Below are 6,315 nucleotides of genomic sequence, written 5' to 3'. Positions count from 1 at the left end.
TTATTGAGCGCAGCTCGCCCGATCAGGACGCCCCTGGACTGCAATGTCTGGAATCAGGCGGAATTCTCGTGCCCCACGAAAAGACTTGTGGCACACCACCGGATTACCTGACGTTCGACACGCTCAATGCCTATTATGTTTCGCCGCTGGTAATCATCGATAAAGGCCAGGTCGAGAAAGTTCCTTTGACGGATCCTCGTGCTCGTGGCTATCGCACGACCATCGAAACCGATGCCGCCATCGAGTGGATCAACTCGCGACCTGCCGACAAGCCGTGGATGGCGACTGTCAGCTACAGTGCCGCTCACACACCCTGGCAACAGCCACCCAAAAGGCTGCTCGCCGGTCACGTAGAGCCGCTGGACCACCTCAGCTGCACTACCACCAATGATAACGGCAGCGTTGGGGTGCGTATTATTCAGGACCGCATGACCGAGGCCATGGATACCGAATTCGGGCGTTTGCTGGTCGAAACCGGGTTGGCCTCGTACAACCAGGACGGCAGCCTCAATTACGATCCGACCAAGACCAACACGGTTATTGTCATCGTCGGAGACAACGGATCCCTGGCGACTGCGGTAAAAGCACCATTCGACCCCACCCGGGCAAAGGGGACAGCCTACCAAACCGGCGTCTGGGATCCTCTGATCATTGCGGGGCCACAAGTTGCCCAACCCGACCGCGAAGTCGATCACATGGTCAATATGGTCGATTTATTCCAGTTTTTTGGTGAGCTTGCCGGACTGGACGTGCACAAGGAAGTGCCACACACCGTCGACTCGGTCGGCATCCTGCCTTACCTCAAGGATCCCGAGCAGGGCAGCCTGCGCACCATCAACTTCACCATGGGCGGACTCAACCTGCAGGCCAATGGAGGCAGGAACGGTCCTTGCGTCATCGAAACTGCCTGCACCGTCATACCGACCTCCAAGAGTGTCTGCGAAGACAACCAGGGCGTGTACTGGGGTGAGGGCTATACCGATCCCAGCGTCATACCTACCGAACCTGAAAGGGCCGGATATGCCTCGTGCGCCGACGTGAACAAGGCCAGGTACTACGCAACCCCAAGGCAACCGGCCCTGACCCTTGTTCCGGAATCAACAATTGCCATACGCGACGACAAGTACAAACTGGTACGAAATCAGAGCAAGGACTTCGTCGAAGGTGAATACATCGAAGAAATGGTTGAGGAGCTCTACATCGTTGATCAGGCAGCGCCGAAACCCAAACTGGACCGTGAGGGCGACAACTTGCTGGTCGGACAGGGCAAGGCCAAAGATCCGGAAGCACAAGAAGCCTATAACAAGCTTGTTGTGCTGCTCGACGACATGCTTGCTTCGAATCCGGATTGCCCCGGCGACGGAAACATGGACGGCGTAGTCGATGCCAAAGACCTCTCGAACTGGCGGCGCATTGCCAACGAATGGGGTTCGTCCAGCGTCTACGACTTTGTTACCGACGCTCCGCGCGACGGCGAAACCAACCACCTGGACGAACAAGTTATTCTGAACAACTTGAATACAACCTGCGACCGGACATACAGCATCTACTAATGTCCTTGATCGACTCGCCCCTGGAACCGGGCGGGTCGATTCCTTTCTAAACAATGCACTCTATTCACATGTCACGACGAAAACTGTTGGTGCTTGGCGCAGTCACGCTAGCCGTATTGGCCACGGCCGGCCTGACCACGTGGAACTCGTCCACGTCGCAAGCTTCACCACAGCCGGTAGTCATTCTTGGAGACGGCGTCTCGACACCGGCCAATATGGCCTGGGTACCCCCAGGCAGGTTTCAGATGGGTAGCGACAGCAGGCTGGCCCAAAACAACGAGAAGCCGGCTCATCCCGTACACGTAGACGGTTTCTGGATGGACGTCACCCATGTCACAAACGACGAGTTCGCCGAATTCGTCAGGCAGACCGGTTACGTCACTACGGCCGAGCGCAAGCCCGACTGGGAGACCATCCGCGTACAGTTGCCCCCAGGCATCCCAAAGCCGCCCGACGACGTGCTTGTGCCGGGCGCCATGGTGTTCGTCGGTACCTCTCGCCCAGTCGACCTGCGAGATTACTCCCAGTGGTGGCGTTACGTCCCTGGCGCCAATTGGCGTCACCCTCAAGGTCCCGGCAGCAGCATAGAAGGCAAGGGCGATCATCCAGTGGTCCAGATCAGCTATGAAGATGCCTTGGCCTACGCGAAATGGGCCGGCAAGCGCCTGCCGACGGAAGCGGAATGGGAATACGCCGCGCGCGGCGGGCTGGAACAGGCAACCTACACATGGGGCGACGAGCTCATGCCTGACGGAAAGCCGATGGCCAATTACTGGGATACGGAACAGCAGGGCACGTTTCCCGTCATTAGCCCCAAGGCAGGCGGTGCTGAAGGCACTGTGCCTGTACGGACCTTTCTTCCGAACGGCTACGGCCTATATGACATGACCGGCAATGCCTGGCAATGGGTGGCTGACTGGTATGCGGCCGATTACTTCGCGAAGCAGGCTGAATCCAAAACGCTTGTAAAAAACCCCAAGGGCCCCGATGCGTCCTTTGATCCCGCCGACCCAGGGGTTCCCGTTGATGCGCCCAAACGGGTCATACGCGGCGGTTCCTTCCTGTGCAACGAAAGTTACTGTCTTTCATACCGCCCCAGCGCAAGGCGCGGATCCGATCCACATAGTCCCATGTCTCACGTGGGATTTCGCCTGGTCAAGGATGCGCCGCCACCATCCCCCAAGATGGTGGCGCAGGCTTCAAAATAATCGTTCTTCAGCTTGCTCAGGTGGGCCGGCAATCCCGGCCCATATTCTGAGTGATGATCTGCAGATCAGTCTCATCTGTCAGACCGTCGTGGTTGAAGTCATACCAGCTTGAATGCCCTCCATTCTGGGTACTGAAATGCTTCCAGTTCCGGACATCTTCCTCGTCTACCACCAGGTCGAGATTGCCGTCTCCTGGACAGTCGATGCGGCTGGCCAGCAAGGTGTCCAGTTTCGTCTTGAGCGTGTCGTAATTTTGCTGTATTTCGGGCGTCCAATGAGGCCCGGGTGGCAGAAGGTTACTCGGCCCGTTGTCCAGCTTGGGCAACGGTACGTTCTGGTTCACGGCGTAAAGTTCGTCACTTGATTCCAGTTGTCCGCTACTGCAGTTCATGCGGTCGATCCGAACCAGCTTGAAGAACTCGTTGCGCAGTGCTTTCTGTGAATCAGGCATGATGTCGACCGCGTCGTCACCCAGATACTCATTGACCGCGCAACACGAGCCGAAGCCCTCCGGCCTGGCGCTACTTCCCGGCCCATACCAAATACCACTCTGGTCTTCGCACACTTCCTTCTGCGGGAATATCTGCACACACACGTTATATAGCGGAAGCACGCAAGGTGGAGCACTGGAAGCTGCAATATTGGTGCCCATCTCGGTGTAGTTGTATTCCCGAATGGAATCGCGGCCCGGATCTGTCAGGTACGGCAATACGGGTTCGGCATCCACCTGCCGGGACGCGGGCAGAGCATCTTTAAGATCAATGCCTGCCAGTTCGCTGAAAAAGCTATACATGTCTGCCGAGTTGACCATATGTTCGATCTCGCGGCCCGGCTCCTGAACCATGGGGCCCGCCACAATCAGCGGCACCCACACTCCGGTCTGATACGGAAAGCCCTTAGCCCGCACCGGATTGAAGGGAAATTTCACGCTGGGTCCGTAAGTACCGTTGTCGCCCGTTACTATCACCACGGTATTGGTGTCCTGGGGCCGGTAATCCAGCGAGCCGTCAGTTTTGTACTTTGCCAGGCCGATTTCGACCAGAAGGCGACCGATTTCCTTATCTAGCGCCTCGAGCATATGCGTGGTGAGCTTGCGCTGCTCCAGCGTACCCGAACTGTCATCTGTCGTTACTCCGCAGGTGTAGGCTCCAATCTGTGCTGCCGCTTCGGGCAACAGGCTTGTCGGGGGCGGCTGCAAGGGCGTATGAATGGCGGAGTATCCCACGCTCAGCATCCAGGGCTTGCCCGCGGGCTGCTGCTTCACCCAGTCTACGGCCAGATCCGTCTCCAGAATGGTTCGATACTGTCGGCCACGGGGGTGCTCGGGCGGCATGACTTCCACCTTGCCATCTGGATGATTGATGACGAGCTCGCTCGTGTAGTAGCCGTTTTGCTTGGTGAAGTTGAGATACGCAGGCACAGATGACTGGCAGGACTGCCCGGGATCAAACAGGCCGCCGTCTGCCACACAAGCCAGCCCGGGAATATCGGCATCCAGGGTTGATACTTCGCTGCAGCTGCCATCTGGCTGGTAGCAAGCACCTGTGTCAGCTCCGTTGGCTGGATCAACAGCCAATGTCGGCACGAAGCCGCAGCCGTACGTGGCGCCGTTATGGTGATTGGCTCCGCCCGCCGTCTGGTCGATAGGATACGGGCCGCCATCCAGGTAACCCGCGAAATAATCCCATCCCAGTTCATGCATCACGCCATTGCCCAGCGGATTGTGGTCCGGGTTCTGGTCGGAGCCAGACAGATGCATCTTTCCGATCAGGGCGTTGGTGTAGCCCTTTTGCTTGAGAAGCTTCGGAGTGGTTGCCTCGAAGGGAGATACTTGGGAATTTGCCAGATCGGTCGAGACAATGGCGTTCTTGACATCTGTTCTGAATGGATATCGACCGCTGAAATACGTAGCACGACTGGGTGTGCAGGTGGGCATCGACCAGGCGTTGCGAAATCTGAGGCCGGCCATGGCCAGGGTATCGATGGTGGGGGTTTTGGGCCGTCCTTCTTCGAGCGGCCCCCCATAACCAAAAGTCGACAGCTGATCGACGCCCAGATCATCCAGGACAATAAACAAGATGTTGGGCGGCGCATTGCCGGAAGCGGTATCGCTTCCGCTGCTTCCGCAAGACGTCAGAAATAGGGCGGACAAAGTCGCTGCCAATACCGCCGAAACACCTTTATTCAAGTTATTCTCCCGTTTGCGGCCTGACCTGGCACTGCTCACGAACTTTACCTGGAATCCCAGCAGTTACCGGCTGTCCAGGCCGAAGGTCCAGCCCTGCAGATCACGCTTGCCGACTACAAGCGTGCCCTAAAATCACAACTGCATTGTATTTTCCAGTCATGACAAAATTCAACAATTTATTTGGACTAGTGCCGTGAATCTGTGGGAACCGTGGCAAATATCAGCGGGAACGTGGTTGATGACGGCGGTAGTGTTTGCTTTGTTGATAAGTTTCCCCTTAAGCAAGCTGGCCTTTATCCTGCCTCGTCATCTCGATCCGTCGCTTGGCAGCGAACCTACGTCAGGGCACCGGAATCTCCGGGCGCTCTTCGTCCTCCTGACACTTTCTAGTGCTGCAGTCTGCGCATGGCGATTCGGGGCAACGACGGCCAGTTTGGCAGCAATGGGTTTCAGTGCCTGTTTACTGACTCTGGCCTGGATCGATGCGGAAACCGGATTTCTTCCCGATGCATTGACCTTGCCCTTGCTCTGGACGGGTCTGCTGGTGAATATAAACGGCACCTTCGCGTCACTGGCTGATGCCGTCATTGGGGCCGCTGCCGGATATTTGTCCTTATGGTTGCTGAACGCAGCTTTCTTTGCATTCACCCGGCGTCAAGGGATGGGGCGTGGTGACTTCAAGTTGCTTGCGGCGCTCGGAGCCTGGCTGGGATGGACGTCGTTGCCCTGGCTGCTGCTGGTCGCGTCAGTATTGGCTTTGATTGTCGCTTTTGCCCGGCGCCTGGCTGGGCGACTCCAAGCCGGCGAGTCGTTCAGTTTTGGCCCTTACCTGGCCTTGACAGGTATTGCGGCCCTGATAAATCTGACTCCCCCCATCATGCCGTTCTTCTGACATGCCGCAGCGGCTTCGTCACGTCGATGCCGTAAGAAAGCGCGGCGAGTCATCAGGGCTGCGTCACAGTGACAAACCCCAGCGGCACTGCCGCTGCTGCGGCTATGGATACATCTTCGATGATCCCGTCCTGATCCAGTGAAACACCCGTTGCACTGACACCGGCAAGCGTGACACCCTGGGCCAGTGCCTGGCCAACCTTATAGGCTCTGGCAGGCTCGCCGTTAATGGATAATAGTGCTGCACCGCGATCGCCGGCTGCAATAAGGCCGACCACGTTGACGCGCAGCCGGGCCGTACCACTGCCGAACCAGTTTGCAACTGGCGAGATATCCTGGCCTGGCGCCTCGCCCAATGTGAGTGCAGGCGGTGCCGCCAACGGCCGTGGCGCAAGAAGAAGTGCAGCCCAAAGACCGACACCCACCGCAACTGCAAGCATGGCAGCGGCCTGAAGCAACCTTGGCCCCCGTTGGT

At 57.6% G+C, this 6,315-nt stretch carries 5 protein-coding genes; 3 read left to right on the top strand and 2 right to left on the bottom strand.

Translation table 11 applies throughout. The features are described from left to right. Window positions 1-1,553 (top strand): arylsulfatase (locus tag Q1J88_RS12605; protein ID WP_301118075.1); only part of this gene is annotated, 1,553 nt, incomplete at its 5' end. Between the two features lie 68 nt (window positions 1,554-1,621). Next, entirely contained in the window at window positions 1,622-2,761 is a 1,140-nt protein-coding gene (locus tag Q1J88_RS12600; protein ID WP_301118074.1) for a formylglycine-generating enzyme family protein, read from the top strand. A 16-nt stretch (window positions 2,762-2,777) separates the two neighbouring features. On the opposite strand, the gene Q1J88_RS12595 is transcribed toward Q1J88_RS12600, so the two are convergent. Further along, the gene (locus Q1J88_RS12595; protein WP_301118073.1) at window positions 2,778-4,949 is read right to left on the bottom strand and encodes a sulfatase-like hydrolase/transferase; all 2,172 of its coding nucleotides are present in this window, start codon (window positions 4,947-4,949) and stop codon (window positions 2,778-2,780) included. Window positions 4,950-5,391: 442 nt separating this feature from the next. On the opposite strand from Q1J88_RS12595, the gene Q1J88_RS12590 reads away from it, so the two are divergent. Next, on the top strand, window positions 5,392-5,841 hold the full coding sequence (locus Q1J88_RS12590; protein ID WP_301118076.1) for an A24 family peptidase: 450 nt from the start codon (window positions 5,392-5,394) through the stop codon (window positions 5,839-5,841). A 52-nt stretch (window positions 5,842-5,893) separates the two neighbouring features. Here the strand turns inward: Q1J88_RS12590 and Q1J88_RS12585 are convergent. Continuing rightward, window positions 5,894-6,315 (bottom strand): hypothetical protein (locus tag Q1J88_RS12585; protein ID WP_301118072.1); only part of this gene is annotated, 422 nt, incomplete at its 5' end.

Source organism: Pusillimonas sp. (genome assembly GCF_029263785.1).
GTDB lineage: Bacteria > Pseudomonadota > Gammaproteobacteria > Burkholderiales > Burkholderiaceae_B > Pusillimonas.
The sequence above is the reverse complement of the archived record's forward strand: the minus strand, read 5'-3'. Positions and strand labels throughout refer to the sequence as shown.

Bases quoted from the DNA above. Each gene is read 5' to 3' on its own strand.
- Q1J88_RS12590 (WP_301118076.1), top strand. From the start codon at position 5,392: ATGGGTTTCAGTGCCTGTTTACTGACTCTGGCCTGGATCGATGCGGAA.
- Q1J88_RS12600 (WP_301118074.1), top strand. From the start codon at position 1,622: ATGTCACGACGAAAACTGTTGGTGCTTGGCGCAGTCACGCTAGCCGTA.